Genomic DNA, 12,978 nt, shown 5'->3' on the forward strand with positions numbered 1-12,978 from the left:
GGCGTTCAACCCGGGCCTGCCGCTCCTGCTAAACCTCTTCGACGGAGCTGGGCTCTGCGCGGGACAGATCGATGCCCAGTTCCTCCGCGGCCCGGAAGACTTCTTCATCCGAGTCACGCATTTCAATCGTGTTGCCTTCGGTCGAGAGGACCTCGACGTTCAGGCACAGCGACTGCATTTCCTTGATGAGCACCTTGAACGATTCCGGAACGCCCGGCTCCGGGATGTTCTCGCCCTTGACGATGGCCTCGTAGACCTTGACGCGGCCGTGGATGTCATCGGACTTGATGGTGAGCAGTTCCTGCAGGGTGTAGGCGGCGCCGTACGCCTCCAGGGCCCAGACTTCCATTTCACCGAAGCGCTGGCCGCCGAACTGCGCCTTACCGCCCAGCGGCTGCTGGGTGATCATCGAGTACGGGCCGGTGGAGCGGGCGTGGATCTTGTCGTCCACCAGGTGGTGGAGCTTCAGGATGTACATGTAGCCCACGGAGACCGGCTCCGGGAACGGCTGGCCGGAGCGGCCGTCGAACAGGCGTGCCTTGCCGGAGGCGTCGATCAGGCGGTCCCCGTCGCGGGTCACGTTGGTCGAATCCAGCAGGCCGGTGATCTCGTGCTCGCTGGCGCCGTCGAAGACCGGGGTCGCGACGGTGGTCGGACCGGTTTCGCGCGGCAGGTTGGTCAGCGCGCGGGCCCACTCGGGGTCGCCCTCGATCTTCCAGCCCTGCTTGGCGGCCCAGCCCAGGTGGATCTCCAGGACCTGGCCGACGTTCATGCGGCCCGGAACACCCAGCGGGTTCAGGACGACGTCGACGGGGGTGCCGTCTTCCAGGAACGGCATGTCCTCGATCGGGAGGATCTTGGAGATGACGCCCTTGTTGCCGTGGCGGCCGGCCAGCTTGTCGCCGTCGGTGATCTTGCGCTTGTGGGCAACGTAGACGCGCACCAGCTGGTTCACGCCCGGGGGCAGCTCGTCGTCGTTGTCGCGGTCGAAGATGCGCACGCCGATGACAGTTCCGGACTCGCCGTGCGGAACCTTCAGGGAAGTGTCGCGGACTTCGCGGGACTTCTCGCCGAAGATCGCGCGCAGCAGGCGCTCCTCCGGGGTCAGTTCCGTTTCGCCCTTCGGGGTGACACGGCCGACCAGGATGTCGCCGGCTTCAACCTCGGCGCCGATGTGGATGATGCCGCGCTCATCGAGCTGCGAGAGCACCTCCTCGGACACGTTGGGGATGTCGCGGGTGATTTCCTCGGCGCCCAGCTTGGTGTCGCGGGCGTCGACCTCGTGCTCCTCGATGTGGATCGAGGTGAGGACGTCGTCGGAGACCATGCGCTGGGAGAGGATGATCGCATCCTCGTAGTTGTGGCCTTCCCAGGACATGAACGCGACGAGCAGGTTCTTGCCCAGCGCCAGTTCGCCCTGGTCGGTGGAGGGTCCGTCGGCGATGATGCTGTTGACCTCGACACGCTGGCCCTCGGAGACGAGCACCCGCTGGTTGTACGCGTTGCCCTGGTTGGAGCGCGCGAACTTCATGATCGGGTAGCTGGTCTCGGTGCCGTCGTCGTTCAGCACGGTCACCAGGTCGGCGGAGACCTCGGTGACGACGCCGGGCTTGGCGGCCACGACGGAGTCGCCGGCGTCAACCGCGGCGTACTTCTCCATGCCGGTGCCCACGACGGGACGCTCGGAACGGAGCAGCGGCACGGCCTGGCGCTGCATGTTCGCACCCATGAGGGCGCGGTTGGCGTCGTCGTGCTCGAGGAACGGAATCAAGGCGGTCGCCACCGACACCATCTGGCGCGGGGAGACGTCCATGTACTCGACCTCGTTGGGCTCGACGAGCACGGGCTCGCCGGATCCGCCGCGGGCACGGACGAGGACCAGGTCCTCTTCGAAGTGGTTGTCGGCGCGCAGCGGGGCGTTCGCCTGGGCGATGGTGCGCTCCACCTCGTCGTCGGCGGTCAGGTAGTCCACCTGATCGGTGACGACGCCGTCGACGACCTTGCGGTACGGGGTCTCGATGAAGCCGAACGCGTTGATCCGCCCGTAGGAGGCCAGCGAACCGATCAGGCCGATGTTCGGGCCTTCAGGGGTTTCGATGGGGCACATGCGGCCGTAGTGCGACGGGTGGACGTCACGGACCTCCATGCCGGCGCGGTCGCGGGACAGGCCGCCCGGGCCCAGCGCGGACAGGCGGCGCTTGTGCGTCAGCCCGGCCAGCGGGTTGTTCTGGTCCATGAACTGCGAGAGCTGGGAGGTTCCGAAGAACTCCTTGATCGCGGCCACGACCGGGCGGATGTTGATCAGGGTCTGCGGCGTGATGGCCTCGACGTCCTGGGTGGTCATGCGTTCGCGGACCACGCGCTCCATGCGGCTCAGGCCGGTGCGGATCTGGTTCTCGATCAGCTCGCCCACGGCGCGGATGCGGCGGTTGCCGAAGTGGTCGATGTCGTCGACCTCGACGCGGATTTCGACGTCCTCGCCGTCACGCTTGCCCGGGATGGTCTTCTCACCGGCGTGCAGCGCGACCAGGAACTTGATCATCGCGACGATGTCGTCGGTGTCGAGCACCGAGGACTCCGGAGCATCGATCGGCTTGTCGACGCCGAGCTTGCGGTTGATCTTGTACCGGCCGACCTTGGCCAGGTCGTAGCGCTTCGGGTTGAAGTAGAGGTTCTCCAGCAGCGCCTGCGCGGCCTCGACCGTCGGCGGCTCTCCCGGGCGCAGCTTGCGGTAGATGTCCAGCAGGGCATCCTCGCGGGTTTCGGTGGTGTCCTTCTCCAGCGTGGCGCGGATGGAGTCGTACTCGCCGAAGGTCTCCAGGATCTGGCCTTCGGTCCAGCCCAGGGCCTTGAGCAGCACGGTGACGGACTGCTTGCGCTTGCGGTCGAGGCGGACGCCGACCTGGTCGCGCTTGTCGATCTCCAGCTCGAACCAGGCACCGCGGGAAGGAATGATCTTCGCGGTGTAGATGTCCTTGTCGCTGGTCTTGTCCGCGGCGCGCTCGAAGTAGGCGCCCGGGGAACGCACCAGCTGCGACACGACGACGCGCTCGGTGCCGTTGATGACGAAGGTTCCCTTGTCGGTCATCAGCGGGAAGTCGCCCATGAACACGGTCTGCTGCTTGATCTCGCCCGTGTTGTTGTTCATGAACTCGGCCTTGACGTACAGCGGGGCTGAGTAGGTCGCGTCGCGGTCCTTGCACTCGGCCATCGTGTACTTCGGATCGGCGAACTCCGGCTCCGAGAAGCTCAGGGACATGGTGCCCTGGAAGTCTTCGATCGGGGAGATTTCCTCGAAGATGTCCGCGAGTCCGGAGGTGGTGGCGACACCCTGCTCACCGGTTTCCTGGGCCTTGGCAACCCGCGCCTTCCAGCGCTCGTTGCCGACGAGCCAGTCGAAGCTGTCCGTCTGCAGGGCCAGAAGATTGGGAACGTCCAGCGGTTCGTGAATCTTGGCGAATGAAATCCGGGAGCCGATGTTCCCGGCATTGCTAGCGGTTGAAATATTAGAGGTGCTCGAGGCGACCAAGAGGGATCCTTCCACAGACCTTCAGGCGTGTTTCGCGCTTCTCCCCCTGCCCGCTGCGGACAGAGTCCGCACGCATGGCGCCGGCCGGCAACGGACCGGCGGAACAAAGCCCACCGCTATATGAAGGCTGAAGGTTAACAGAGGGAAGCAAATACCTACTATAGGCTTTTCGGGCACAGAAGTCTACCCGGTCCCGCGATCCCGGTGCGCTCAACCTCGTTGCTGCGCCGGGTTCCTGTCTCCGGGCTTCCCTCTGCAAGGAGCCGGTCCCGGACGGTGACCGGGAAGGACAGTACTGCCGCGGCGCGCTGCCGGGGAGCTGCGGGATGTTCGCTTCGAACTGCCGGCTTGCACCGACCTGCCGGACGCACCGCTGACGCACCGGACAACAGACAGAGTACCCCAGATTCCGCTCGGGCGCCTCATTTCCGGCGTTTCCGGGGATAACCCGGCCGGCGGACCGCCCGGCGGCGATACCGGGAGCACTACCCATCGCCGCCGTCCGCCGTCGCCGCCCTGATCGGCCTCATCCGGCGTCGCCCACCCTCCGGGAAACCACTCCCCCATCGTCGGGCGCGCCTGTACTCTAAGGGGCAGCATCCGTTTCGACGACGAAAGTGATTCGACGCACATGAGTATTCCCCCGCAGGGCACAGGACCCGCGACGCCTGAAGTGGTCATCGTCGGCGGGGCACGCACCCCGCAGGGCCGGCTGAAGGGGCAGCTCGCTGCGTTCACCGCCGTCGAGCTGGGTTCCTTCGCGATTTCCGGCGCCCTGGAGCGTGCCGGGGTTCCGGCCGCCGACGTCGATTCCGTCATCATGGGGCACGTGGTGCAGGCCGGCTGCGGGCAGAATCCGGCCCGGCAGGCCTCCCTGGCTGCGGGCATCGGCTGGAATGTGCCCGCTGTGACCGTCAACAAGGTCTGCCTTTCCGGGCTGGCTGCGGTGATCGACGCCGCCCGCCTGATCCGCGGCGGCGAAGCCACGGTCGTGGTCGCCGGCGGCCAGGAGTCCATGACCCGGGGCCCGCACCTGCTCCCCGGCTCGCGCCAGGGCTGGAACTACGGCAACATCTCGGTGCTCGACTCCGTGGCGCACGACGGCCTGACGGATGCGTTCGACGGCGACTCCATGGGCGTCTCCACCGAGCGCGGCAACACCCGGCTCGCGATCAAGCGGCTGGAACAGGACGAGGTCGCAGCGGCATCGCATCAGCGCGCCGCCGCCGCCGCGGCCGCGGGAGTCTTCGACGTCGAAATCGTGCCCCTGACCGTGCCGCAGCGCCGCGGCGAGCCGCTGGTGCTCTCCACCGACGAGGGCGTGCGGCCGAACACCACGGTGGATACGCTGGCGTCCCTGCGCCCCGCCTTCGATCCGGAGGGCACGATCACGGCCGGCAACTCCTCGCCCCTGTCCGACGGTGCCAGCGCGCTGGTGCTGGCGACCCGGGAATACGCCGACGCGCACGGCCTGCAGGTCCTCGCCTCCGTCGGCCTCCCGGGCCAGGTTGCCGGGCCCGACAACACGCTCCACTCGCAGCCGTCCAACGCACTGTTCCAGGCGCTGGAGCGCGCAGGCTGGACGACGTCCGACCTCGATTTCATTGAGATCAACGAAGCCTTCGGCGCGGTGGCAGTGCAGTCCCTGAACGAACTGGGCATCGACCTGGACCGGTGCAACATCCATGGCGGCGCCATTGCGCTGGGCCATCCGATCGGTGCCTCCGGTGCCCGCCTTGCCCTCCATGCCGCCCACGAACTGTTCCGGCGCGGTTCGGGCCGCGCCGGCGTCTCGCTCTGCGGCGGCGGCGGCCAGGGTGAGGCGCTGCTGCTCTACCGCGACGGAGAGTGAGCACCCCCGCCGGCCGGGCACCGGGCGGCGCGGAGGCTTCCGGTAAGGATGCTTCAGGCGCTCCCGGCGCTCCGATGGCTCCGCAGGCGACGCAGGCGACGCACGGGCCGGACGGACCGCACACCCCGCCGGGGCCGCTGGCGGCGAACCCGAGGGTGGTCCGCGCCGTCCACGACGCCGGGCTCGATGTCGAGTTCGTCGTCCGGCCGCCGGCGGCAAGCCTGCCGGAAGCTGCCGCACTGCTCGGCATCACAGCCGCCGATGTCGTGAAGTCGCTGGTGGTACGCCGCAGCGAGGGTGAATACCTGTTCGCCCTCGTCCCCGGGGACCGGCAGATCTCCTGGCCGAAGCTGCGCGCCGCCGTCGGCGTCAGCAAGCTGTCAATGCCTTCACCCGCGCTCGCGCTCGAGGCGACCGGATATGAGCGCGGCACCATCACTCCCCTGGGCAGCAGCCGCACCTGGCCGGTGTACGCCGACGAGCGGATCCGCGGCCGCCGCGTCTCGATGGGAGCGGGCGCCCACGGCGTGAACCTGTTCGTGGCCGCTGATGACCTGCTGCGGGCCCTGGGCGCCGTCGTCACGGACATCACCGAGCCGGCTGCGGCCCAGGCAGGTTTCACAGCAGGTTAAACGGGAAAGACCCCGCTCCCATCGGGAGCGGGGTCTTTCCCGTAAGCAGCTGCCGGCGGACCGGCAGGAAACTACTTGAGGGTGACGGTGGCGCCGGCGGCCTCGAGGGCTTCCTTGGCCTTGTCGGCGGTCTCCTTGTTCGCGCCTTCCAGCACGGCCTTCGGAGCGGAGTCGACCAGGTCCTTGGCTTCCTTCAGACCCAGGGAAGTCAGCGCGCGGACCTCCTTGATGACGGCGATCTTCTTGTCGCCGGCGGCTTCGAGGACGACGTCGAACTCGGACTTCTCCTCAGCGGCAGCGGCATCTCCGCCACCGGCAGCCGGGCCGGCAACGGCAACGGCGGCGGCGGTGACGTCGAAGGTCTCCTCGAAGACCTTAACGAAGTCGGAGAGCTCGATGATGGTCATTTCCTTGAAAGCTTCGAGGAGCTCTTCGTTGGTGAGCTTCGCCATGGTGTGGCGTCCTTCCTAGTAAGTGGTGCTCAGCACCGGGAGTTTGAAAAGAAGAGTGCTTACTCTTCGGTGGCGGCTTCGGCAGCCGGAGCTTCTTCTGCGGCGGCCGGGGCCTCTTCCGCAGCGGGAGCAGCGGCGGCGCCGCCCTCTTCCTCGAGCTTCAGGCGCAGAGCGTCCATGGTGCGGGCCAGAGCGGACATCGGTGCCTTGAGGACACCGGCCACCCGGGCGAGCTGGAACTCGCGGGACTCGAGCGCAGCCAGTTCAGCAACACCGGAGGCGTCGAGGGCCTTGCCCTCGAAGAGACCGGTCTTGATGATCAGCTGCGGGTTTGCCTTGGCAAAGTCCGTGAGGCTCTTGGCGGCAGCAACTGCGTCACCCTTGATGAAGGCGATTGCAGTGGGGCCGGACAGCTGGCCGTCGAACGCGTCGATGCCGGCTTCCTTGGCTGCAATGCCGGTCAGGGTGTTCTTCACGACCGAGTACTTGGTGTCCTGGCCGAGCGAACGACGCAGCTCCTTGAGCTGTGCAACGGAGAGCCCGCGGTATTCGGTTAGGACAGCAGCGGTCGAGTCCTTGAAATCGCTGGCGATTTCCTCGACGGCTGACACCTTGGTTGGCGTTGCCATAACCCTCCTTCCGGGGAATTGGTGCCGGTGGATCGGGTCCCGAACATAAGAAACGCCCCGGGCAGATGCACGGGGCGCCGGAGGGCATGCACGGCATGCCGGAAAGCTTCCTTCGTTCACCTGCGCAGGCCGCCCCGGTGCGGGGACTTTCGGATCCTGTCCATCCCGTGTATCCCGCGCAGCGGCCAGGCTGGCTTTTGCGAAGGGGGTGTGAACAGCATCGACCGACGGTCTTTGGTAGATCCAGACTACGGGAGATCCTCTGCCGGGACAAATCCGCCGGGTGCGGGACGGGTTCGCCCACCTGCGGGCCGGACCCGGGTCAGCGGCGGAGCACCTTCTGCCATTCCCCGGAGGCACCGACGGCCCGGAAGCCGAGCGCTTCATTGATGTCCAGCATGTGCCGGTTCTCGACGGCGTTCCAGGTCCAGATCCGCTCCACGGCCGGGAGCTCCTCGTCCAGGCGCAGCAGGTTGGCTGCCTTGAGCACGGTTCCCAGCCGGTGGCCGCGGTGCCCGCGCAGCACCAGCGTGTCGTCCTGGAAGGCGGCAGCCGGGACGGCGTCAAAGACCATCAGCACCGTGTGTCCCACCAGAGTTCCCGACGGCAGGTGCCGGACCGCGCTGACCAGCTCGCGGGCGCCCATCGCCGCGATTCTGCGCTCCCCCTCCCGGACCCGGGCTGCATCCCACTGTTCCTCCTCCAGGTCCAGGTCGGCCATCGGAGCATCGGTGCTCATCCGCTGCTTCAAATAGGCGTAACCGGCAACGGTTTCCTCGGGGCAGGCGCCCTGCCAGAACTCCACGGCATAGTCGGAACCTGCTTCGGCGACCGCGGCTTCGAGCTGTGCGCGTGTCGGCCGGCCGCCGGCCAGGTCCAGCCTGCTGACCCGTTCCACCTGCTCGAGACCGAACCCGGCGGCCAGCGCGAAGCCCGCTGCCGCGTCCCGGGGAACGGATCCGGCCGCACTTGCGGGCGTCAGGCCCGCGGCTGCATCAGCCGGTGCGGCGGCTCCGGCCGCGGGGGCCGGACCTCCTGCCGGGACGGGCCGCCGACCGGGGTGTTCGGTCTCCGCCAGGAGCGTGGTCCTGCCCTCGGCCTTCACCGCCTCCTCGATGGCTGCGTACAGCCTGCGGCCCACTCCGGACCGGCGGGCCCGCGGCGACACCGTGACGTGCACGTAGGCCGACCGGGTGTTGTCCAGCAGCGGCAGCCGTGCCGTCGCGACCCCCACGATGGCGTCCCCGTGGCGCGCCGCCAGGAGCAGGCGCCGACGCATCGGGCTCGGCCGGTGCGCTGCCAGCTGGGTCCGCACCGACTCATCGAAGTCGCTGCTGCCCCACAGATGCCGCATCGACTCGTTGACCAGGGCGACGGCCGCAGCGAAATCCGCGGCGGCCGGGCCGGCGTCGTCCAGAGATCGCGGGATGGGCAGGGCCTCGACGGCGATGGGAAGCTGTGTCATGGCCCACATCCTGCCCCAGGGAGCCGGGGGCAGCAAAAAGGCGGCCGCAGCGAATGCTGCGGCCGCCTTCAGGCGGAGCCGGATGCAGGATCCGGCAGCCGGACTAAGCGTCGGCGAGGACCTTGGTCACGCTCGGGTCCACGGAGATGCCGGGGCCGAAGGTGGTGGTCACGGTGGCCTTCTGGATGTAGCGTCCCTTGGCCGCGGACGGCTTCAGGCGGAGCACTTCCTCCAGGGCGGCGGCGTAGTTCTCGGCCAGCTTCTGGGCGTCGAACGAGGTCTTGCCGATGATGAAGTGCAGGTTCGAGTGCTTGTCGACGCGGAAGTCGATCTTGCCGCCCTTGATGTCGGAGACAGCCTTGGCGACGTTGGGGGTCACCGTGCCGGTCTTCGGGTTCGGCATCAGGTTACGCGGGCCGAGCACGCGGCCCAGGCGGCCGACCTTGCCCATCATGTCCGGGGTGGCGACGGCGGCGTCGAAGTCGGTCCAGCCGGCCGCGACCTTCTCGATCATGTCGTCGGAGCCCACGAAGTCGGCGCCGGCGGCCAGGGCCGCTTCAGCCTTCTCGCCGGTGGCGAAGACCAGGACGCGGGCGGTCTTGCCGGTGCCGTTGGGCAGGTTGACCGTGCCGCGGATCATCTGGTCGGCCTTGCGGGGGTCGACGCCCAGGCGGAAGGCGACCTCGACGGTGGCGTCGGTCTTCGAAGGGTTGGTTTCCTTCGCCAGGGCTACGGCCTCGGCCGGTGCGTACAGCTTGTCCGCATCGATCTTGGCCACAGCCGCTTCATATGCTTTGCTGCGCTTTGCCATCTGCTTATTCTCCTTGTGCAGTTGTGGTCTGTCGGACCGCGCCGGGCCCTGCCACGTGCCGCCCTGCGGCGGCGTTTCGGTTGATGTCCGCTTGGGGGCGGACGGTTGCCGCGGAAGCGGCGGAGGGGTACTAGCCCTCGACGGTGATGCCCATGGAACGGGCGGTGCCGGCGATGATCTTGGCCGCGGCCTGGACATCGTTGGCGTTCAGATCTTCCATCTTGGTGGCGGCGATCTCGTCGACCTGCGCCTGGGTCAGCTTGGCGACCTTGACGGTGTGCGGAGTGGCGGAGCCCTTCGCAACGCCCGCAGCCTTCTTGATCAGCTCAGCGGCCGGCGGGGTCTTGGTGATGAAGGTGAACGAGCGGTCCTCGTAGACCGTGATCTCCACCGGGATGACGTTTCCGCGCTGGGATTCCGTGGCGGCGTTGTACGCCTTGCAGAACTCCATGATGTTGACACCGTGCTGGCCAAGCGCAGGACCGATCGGAGGAGCCGGGTTGGCGGCGCCTGCCTGGATCTGCAGCTTGATGAGGCCGGTGACCTTTTTCTTGGGGGCCATGAAAGGGTCCTTCTCTTCATTTTGTTCCCGGAGGACAGGAGCGTCCGGCCGGGTTGGTGGCCGCCGTGGCGCGGCGGCCGAACGCCGCCCGCGGGTAAAGCACTCCCTCGGGCGGCGAAGTCTTCGGCTACTGGATCTTGGTGACCTGGCTGAAGGACAGGGTCACTGGGGTCTCACGCTCGAAGATGGTCACGAGGACCACCAGCTGCTGGGACTCCGGCTTGATCTCCGAGATCGTAGCGGGGAGGGTCTCGAACGGTCCGTCGTTGACCGTGACGGACTCGCCGACCTCGAAGTCGACGGTCACGGCGCTGGCCTGGGCCTTTGCGGCGGCCTTGCCTGCCTCAGCCTTCGGCTTGGCGATGGTGTGCTCCAGCATGGAGAACACCTCGTTGAGGCTCAGCGGGACCGGGTTGTGGGCGTTGCCCACGAAGCCGGTGACGCCGGGCGTGTGGCGGACGACGCCCCAGGACTCGTCGGTGAGCTCCATGCGGACCAGGACGTAACCCGGGATGCGCACCCGGTTTACGATCTTGCGCGTGGTGTTCTTGATCTCGACGACTTCCTCCATCGGGACCTGGATTTCGAAGATCTGCTCTTCCATGTCCAGGGTCTGGATGCGGGTTTCGAGGTTGGCCTTCACGCGGTTTTCGTAGCCGGCGTAGGAGTGGATGACGTACCAGTCACCCTCCTGGCGGCGGAGCTTCGCCTTGAAGGCGACGGCGGGATCCTCTTCCTCGGGCTCGGCGGCCGTCTCGGCGTCCCCACCCTCGTCCGGTTCGCCGGCGTCGGCCTGATCCTCGGCGTCCTCGCCGGTCGCGTCGACGACGGTCTCCTCGGCGGTGTCGCCCGCGGCGGCCTCGTCGATGGCGGCGGCCACCTCGGGCTCGGCGTCAAGGCCGGCGTGGCCCTCGTTCGTCTGTGCTTCGAGTTCCTGCTCGGACACGTAGATTCCTGCTTTCTGCTTCAGAGCTCCGAATTTGTCACCAGCTCAGGGCCTCGGGCGTCTCTCCGGGCCTGGCGGACAGGGTCGGCTAGCTTTCGCCGCCGCCCGAGCCGAAGATCCACAGAGCCCCCGTGCCAAAGACAAAGTCCAGTGCCGTCACGATGAGCATCATGACGACCACGAAGGCCAGGACGACGAGCGTGTACCGCAGCAGTTCCGCGCGGGTCGGCGTAACGACCTTCTTCAGTTCAGCGATGACCTGGCGCAGGAAGAGTGCGATCGACGCGAAGAAGCCCCGCTTCCCGGGCTCTCTGGAGGGGCGCCCCTTCGAGCTGCTGGCAGCCGTTTCGGTCACCTTCCGCCTCACTCTGTGTCGGTTCACAGCCCCAGCACGAGCGCTGATGACTGCTGCTGCATGTTGGACTGCGAATGCTGCCTCGTCGACAGCCGTGCGCAGGGCAGACAGGACTCGAACCTGCAACCTGCGGTTTTGGAGACCGCTGCGCTACCAATTGCGCCACTACCCTTTGGAGGAAACCACTCTACCGCCTGCACCTGCCGTTCGGCGAACCGGGCGGATTACCCCGGTTTCGCCTGTCCTGCGGGCACAGGTCAGTGGGTGTCTTTCGCACCGCTCATCCACTTTACGCACTTTTTCCCGCCACGTCGAACCGGCCTCCCCGCAGGCACCGGTTTGTGGCGCCCGGGGGCGCCGTCGCCCGCCCTGCGAGTGGTGTGCGCCGCCGCACAGTCCTAAGCTGGAACCGGCCCGGACCCCTGTCCGGAACCGCACCACCAAGTACCTGCTCCAGCACAGACGGGAACGCAATGCCATCCACCGGGCGCATCTCACAGCGCATCGCCGCCATCACCGAATCCGCCACCCTGGCCGTGGACGCCAAGGCCAAGGCGCTGAAGGCCGCCGGGCGCCCCGTGATCGGCTTCGGAGCGGGAGAGCCGGATTTCCCCACCCCCGGCTACATCGTGGAGGCGGCCGTCGCCGCCGCCCGGGAAGCCCGCTTCCACCGGTACTCCCCCGCCGGGGGCCTGCCGGAGCTGAAGCAGGCCATTGCCGAAAAGACCCGCCGGGACTCCGGTTACGAGGTGGATCCGTCGCAGGTGCTGGTCACCAACGGGGGCAAGCAGGCTGTCTACGAGGCGTTCGCGACGCTGCTGGACCCGGGTGACGAGGTCCTCGTCCCCACCCCCTACTGGACCACCTACCCGGAGGCCATCCGGCTGGCTGGCGGCGTTCCCGTCGAGGTCTTCGCCGGCCCCGAGCAGGGCTACATGGTCACCGTGGAGCAGCTTGACCAGGCCCGCACCGACCGCACCAAGGTCCTGCTGTTCGTCTCCCCCTCGAACCCCACCGGTGCCGTCTATCCTCCCGACCAGGTTGCCGAGATCGGCATGTGGGCCGCCGACCACGGGCTGTGGGTGATCACGGACGAAATCTATGAGCACCTGACGTACGACGGCGTGCCGTTCACCTCCATCGCCACCCGCTCCCCCGAGCTGGGCGACAAGGTCGTGGTGCTCAACGGCGTCGCCAAGACGTATGCAATGACCGGCTGGCGGGTCGGTTGGATGATCGCCGCGAACGACGTCGTCAAGGCAGCGACCAACCTCCAGTCGCACCTGTCCTCGAACGTCTCCAACGTGTCCCAGATGGCGGCGCTGGCCGCCGTCTCCGGGCCGCTGACCGAGGTGGAGGAGATGAAGCTTGCCTTCGACCGCCGGCGCCGGGCGATGGTGACGGCCCTGAACAGCATCGACGGCGTGGACTGCCCCGTTCCGCAGGGCGCGTTCTACGCCTATCCCGACGTGCGCGGGCTGCTCGGCCGTGAATTTCCGGCCGCTGCGGGCCCGGTGCGTCCGCAGACCTCGGCCGAACTGGCGGCGCTGATCCTGGACGAGGCAGAGGTCGCCGTCGTACCGGGTGAGGCGTTCGGCCCGTCCGGTTTCCTGCGGCTGTCCTACGCCCTCGGCGACGACGACCTGGCGACGGGCATGCAGCGGCTGCAGGACTACCTCGGCCGCGGCCGGTAGTCCCGCAGCTTCGAACAGCCCCGCAGCAGCACAAAGCCCCGGCCGTTGAGG

Annotated in this window: 11 protein-coding genes and 1 tRNA gene; 3 read left to right on the plus strand and 9 right to left on the minus strand. The window is 67.7% G+C overall.

Features of this window, described 5'->3' with window-relative positions; translation table 11 throughout:
* Positions 1 to 28: 28 nt before the first annotated feature.
* Positions 29 to 3,529, minus strand: coding sequence for a DNA-directed RNA polymerase subunit beta (gene rpoB / locus AC5RUW_RS12105; RefSeq protein ID WP_494005629.1), 3,501 nt, complete (start codon positions 3,527 to 3,529; stop codon positions 29 to 31).
* 631 nt (positions 3,530 to 4,160) lie between these two features.
* On the opposite strand from rpoB, the gene AC5RUW_RS12110 reads away from it, so the two are divergent.
* Together AC5RUW_RS12110 and AC5RUW_RS12115 are read left to right on the plus strand one after the other, a co-directional pair.
* Positions 4,161 to 5,381: an acetyl-CoA C-acetyltransferase gene (locus AC5RUW_RS12110; protein ID WP_494160924.1), complete on the plus strand. Its 1,221-nt coding sequence runs from the start codon at positions 4,161 to 4,163 to the stop codon at positions 5,379 to 5,381.
* A 74-nt stretch (positions 5,382 to 5,455) separates the two neighbouring features.
* Positions 5,456 to 6,013 carry an aminoacyl-tRNA deacylase gene (locus AC5RUW_RS12115; protein WP_494161065.1) on the plus strand — a complete coding sequence of 186 codons (558 nt, stop codon included), beginning with the start codon at positions 5,456 to 5,458 and terminating at the stop codon, positions 6,011 to 6,013.
* Between the two features lie 71 nt (positions 6,014 to 6,084).
* Here the strand turns inward: AC5RUW_RS12115 and rplL are convergent, their stop codons facing one another.
* The 8 genes from rplL to AC5RUW_RS12155 form a co-directional block, all read right to left on the minus strand.
* Positions 6,085 to 6,465, minus strand: a complete 381-nt coding sequence (rplL, locus tag AC5RUW_RS12120) for a 50S ribosomal protein L7/L12 (RefSeq protein ID WP_494160925.1) — start codon at positions 6,463 to 6,465, stop codon at positions 6,085 to 6,087.
* Positions 6,466 to 6,524: 59 nt separating this feature from the next.
* Positions 6,525 to 7,094: a 50S ribosomal protein L10 gene (gene rplJ / locus AC5RUW_RS12125; RefSeq protein ID WP_494160926.1), complete on the minus strand. Its 570-nt coding sequence runs from the start codon at positions 7,092 to 7,094 to the stop codon at positions 6,525 to 6,527.
* 322 nt (positions 7,095 to 7,416) lie between these two features.
* Positions 7,417 to 8,559, minus strand: a complete 1,143-nt coding sequence (locus AC5RUW_RS12130; protein ID WP_494160927.1) for a GNAT family N-acetyltransferase — start codon at positions 8,557 to 8,559, stop codon at positions 7,417 to 7,419.
* 103 nt (positions 8,560 to 8,662) lie between these two features.
* Positions 8,663 to 9,370 (minus strand): 50S ribosomal protein L1, encoded by a 708-nt coding sequence (rplA, locus tag AC5RUW_RS12135; RefSeq protein ID WP_494160928.1) that lies wholly within the window; start codon positions 9,368 to 9,370, stop codon positions 8,663 to 8,665.
* Between the two features lie 130 nt (positions 9,371 to 9,500).
* Positions 9,501 to 9,932 (minus strand): 50S ribosomal protein L11, encoded by a 432-nt coding sequence (gene rplK, locus AC5RUW_RS12140; RefSeq protein WP_494005635.1) that lies wholly within the window; start codon positions 9,930 to 9,932, stop codon positions 9,501 to 9,503.
* Between the two features lie 127 nt (positions 9,933 to 10,059).
* A complete protein-coding gene (gene nusG, locus AC5RUW_RS12145) occupies positions 10,060 to 10,878 on the minus strand; it encodes a transcription termination/antitermination protein NusG (protein WP_494160929.1) in 819 nt (272 codons plus the stop codon).
* Positions 10,879 to 10,966: 88 nt separating this feature from the next.
* A complete protein-coding gene (gene secE, locus AC5RUW_RS12150; RefSeq protein WP_494005637.1) occupies positions 10,967 to 11,233 on the minus strand; it encodes a preprotein translocase subunit SecE in 267 nt (88 codons plus the stop codon).
* Between the two features lie 99 nt (positions 11,234 to 11,332).
* Positions 11,333 to 11,405: transfer RNA gene (locus tag AC5RUW_RS12155), tRNA-Trp, on the minus strand.
* Positions 11,406 to 11,706: 301 nt separating this feature from the next.
* Here AC5RUW_RS12155 and AC5RUW_RS12160 point away from each other — a divergent pair.
* Positions 11,707 to 12,927, plus strand: a complete 1,221-nt coding sequence (locus AC5RUW_RS12160) for a pyridoxal phosphate-dependent aminotransferase (protein WP_494160930.1) — start codon at positions 11,707 to 11,709, stop codon at positions 12,925 to 12,927.
* Positions 12,928 to 12,978 lie beyond the last annotated feature (51 nt).

It is taken from the genome of Arthrobacter sp. Y3222053 (genome assembly GCF_059092805.1).

Excerpts from the sequence above, each read along its gene's own strand:
- AC5RUW_RS12110 (WP_494160924.1), top strand. The coding sequence starts at position 4,161 with ATGAGTATTCCCCCGCAGGGCACAGGACCCGCGACGCCTGAAGTGGTC.
- AC5RUW_RS12115 (WP_494161065.1), top strand. The coding sequence starts at position 5,456 with ATGGCTCCGCAGGCGACGCAGGCGACGCACGGGCCGGACGGACCGCAC.
- rplL (WP_494160925.1), bottom strand. The coding sequence starts at position 6,465 with ATGGCGAAGCTCACCAACGAAGAGCTCCTCGAAGCTTTCAAGGAAATG.
- rplJ (WP_494160926.1), bottom strand. The coding sequence starts at position 7,094 with ATGGCAACGCCAACCAAGGTGTCAGCCGTCGAGGAAATCGCCAGCGAT.
- AC5RUW_RS12130 (WP_494160927.1), bottom strand. The coding sequence starts at position 8,559 with ATGACACAGCTTCCCATCGCCGTCGAGGCCCTGCCCATCCCGCGATCT.
- rplA (WP_494160928.1), bottom strand. The coding sequence starts at position 9,370 with ATGGCAAAGCGCAGCAAAGCATATGAAGCGGCTGTGGCCAAGATCGAT.
- rplK (WP_494005635.1), bottom strand. The coding sequence starts at position 9,932 with ATGGCCCCCAAGAAAAAGGTCACCGGCCTCATCAAGCTGCAGATCCAG.
- AC5RUW_RS12160 (WP_494160930.1), top strand. The coding sequence starts at position 11,707 with ATGCCATCCACCGGGCGCATCTCACAGCGCATCGCCGCCATCACCGAA.